Origin of the sequence: Arcobacter pernae, assembly GCF_049472135.1 — a bacterium.
In the GTDB taxonomy this organism is placed as follows: Bacteria; Campylobacterota; Campylobacteria; order Campylobacterales; family Arcobacteraceae; genus Arcobacter_B.
Window position 1 is genome coordinate 1 of record NZ_JBMOVV010000029.1, and the last position, 2,949, is coordinate 2,949.

A 2,949-nucleotide genomic window follows, 5' to 3' on the forward strand; every position below is an offset into this window, starting at 1 on the left:
TCATTTGCAACTGTAACATTCATCGTATCTACATCTGTATTTAAGTGATTTCCTATTTCACCTATCTCATTTGCATTTACTGTTAATTCTGTTGCAACTATACTAATATCTGTACCTAAATCTGTAATATTACCTGCATGAATATGAGCTACATTAGAAATGATACTATTTACAACTAAATCATTTAATTCATCTAAATATAAATTATTTGAATTAGAATCAATTGAATCAATATTTGTTTCAATAAAGTTAGTTGTAGTACCAATATCATTTGAAATATCTAAAACTAATGAAGATGAAATAATATCTAATAAAGTATCTGCATCTAAATCAATATCTACTAAATTTGCTCCTTTAATAGATACGTTTTGTGCATTAATTAATTCAAGGAAAATAGTACCACTTGCTTCAAGTGTTGCGTTTGAACCAGTAGCATTAATTGAAGAATCATCTTCCATTGTAATATTTCCATTAATTGCCTTAACGAAAACATCTGAATTTGAGCTAATATTACCTTGGATAGAATCTTCAACAACTGATAAATTAGATACTTCATCTACTCTTTGAACTGCAATTTTTGAAGTTTGTCCTATTATTAAATCATCTGCTTCAACAATAAATAAACCATTAGAAACTGAACTTAATTTTGCTACATTTGTTTCTAGTTTGTTAGACTCTTCTGCAATTGAACCTGTAGTTTCAACTCTTAACTCATCTGCTGTTACATTAGTTGTATCTGCATTTGAATCTACTATTGAACCTGCTTTTAATGATACATCATTTGTAGTTACTAATTCACCTAATGTTAATACTCCTGTTGCGTTGTATCTAATATTTGAAGTTTTTGCATCTGTTGAGGCTGTAGTTCCCATTGTAATTGTTGTTGCTTCTACATCTACTGTTCCAGTTGCTATTACATTTGCATTTTGAGTGAAGCTATTTGAAGCTTGGATACTTAAGTTTCCTAATGTATTTAATTCACTACTTAACACAACATTTCCATTTGTTGATTTAATAAGTGTATCACTATTTGAAAATACTACTGCACCTTCTGTAATATCAATATCACCTTGTGTACTTACTAAAATCATTTTGTCTGTAGATACTAAGTTTTCTTGTGCTTCATTTGTTGTAACTGTAGTAGTTCCATCATTGTTTACACTATTTACATTTACTGTTACTGAATCTATTGATACTGTATTAGTTTCAGTTATAAATAAACCATTTCCTGCTTTTGCACTTAATGTATCTATATTTGTTTCTAAGTGATTATTTACACTTCCTACAGCACCTGTAATATCTAATAATAAGCTAGAAGCTATAATATCTACTTGTTCATCAGTATCTATTAAATTACCACCAGCAGTGATTGAAACACTTGATGTTTTTGCATCTATTGTTTCAATTGTTACATCATTATTCGCATCGAATAAGATATTTCCACCATTTTCTACAGATACTAATGTATCTGTTGCCATAATGATATTATTTCCTGCATTTAATTCTATTGTTTTATTAGCTACTACTGCTTTTACATCTGCGTTTAATTCTAGGTTATTTGTTGCATCTAATGTAATATTTCCACTAGTAGATGTTAAATCACTATTTAATATAATCGTATCACTTGATTTTAATAATACATTCTCTTCTACAACTATAGTTTCACTTACTGTCATTGCCCCTGCTTCTAACACTAAGCTTCCGCCTGTTGTTATATCAGACTGTGTATCATAACTTGTTGTAAGCGTAGCTACTCCTGTAACATCCACTCTATTTACCTCTACATCTACACTATTTACTTCTATTGCATTTGCTTCTGTGATATATACATCTGATCCACTATTTACTGTTATTTCATCTACTGCTGTATTTAAGTGATTACTTCCTTCACCTATTGTACTTCCTGTTTTTATCAATAACTCATTTGCTGTAATTAATGAACTTCCATCTATATCACTTAGTGTTGTTCCTGCATAAATACCTACATCTGCTGTTCCTGCATTTACGCTATCTGTAGTTACACTTCCATTTGTTGCTTCTATAATGATATTTCCATCATTAGTTTGGATAGTTGTTCCATCTATCATTGTTATTGAATTATTTGCAAGAACATCTATTGTTTTACTACTTGTTGATGTTGTTACATTTGCATTTAGGTTTACACTTCTTCCTGCGTTTAATGAAACATTACCTGTACTTAATAAGGCTGCTCCTATTGTGATATCAGATGCTGTTCCTATTGCTTGAAGTAATATATCTCCATCTGAACTTGTATTTGTTGTTATTGTTCCTGTTGTTGTAATTGTTCCTTCTTCTGTTACGATTACTACATCACCGTTTGTACCTTGTGAATTAATTGAAGAAATTATTAAGTCATCATCTTCTTCTAGGAATATATCTCCACTTGTTATATTTGTTAAAGAGATTGTTGATACATCTGTATCTATTTCATCACTATTTGTTCCTATTCCTGTTGTTGCACTTAATGTTGCTTCATTTGCTGTGATATTTGCATTTTCACTACTTAAGTTATCACTTATTGCTAATCCTGCTATTACTGTTACATTTCCTGTTGTATTGATAATTGCTACTTCTACATTTGAACTTGCGTTATATGTAATATTTCCTGCTGTTGAGTTTGTCTCTTTTATATCATTCATTATGATACTTCCAGATGTAGCTATTACACTTATATCTCCATTTACTGATGTAATATTTCCACTTTGTGTAATATCTCCTGAGTCAACAACAATATTTATTACACCATCACTACTATTTTGTGTGATTCCTTTTATTTCTAGTGTATCTGTTTCTTGTAGGTATATATCACCACTTGTATTATTTGTTAGTGTGATATTTGCTACTGTTGTATCTATATCATCAGAGTTTGTTCCAATTCCTGTTCCTGCTGTTATTGTTAATGATGTTGTTCCACCTAGGATATTTGAC

Annotated in this window: 1 protein-coding gene; it reads right to left on the reverse strand. The window is 30.1% G+C overall.

Features of this window, described 5'->3' with window-relative positions; genetic code table 11:
• Window positions 1–2,949: beta strand repeat-containing protein (locus tag ACH5BF_RS14210; protein WP_423274897.1), on the reverse strand; the 2,949-nt coding region annotated here is incomplete at both ends.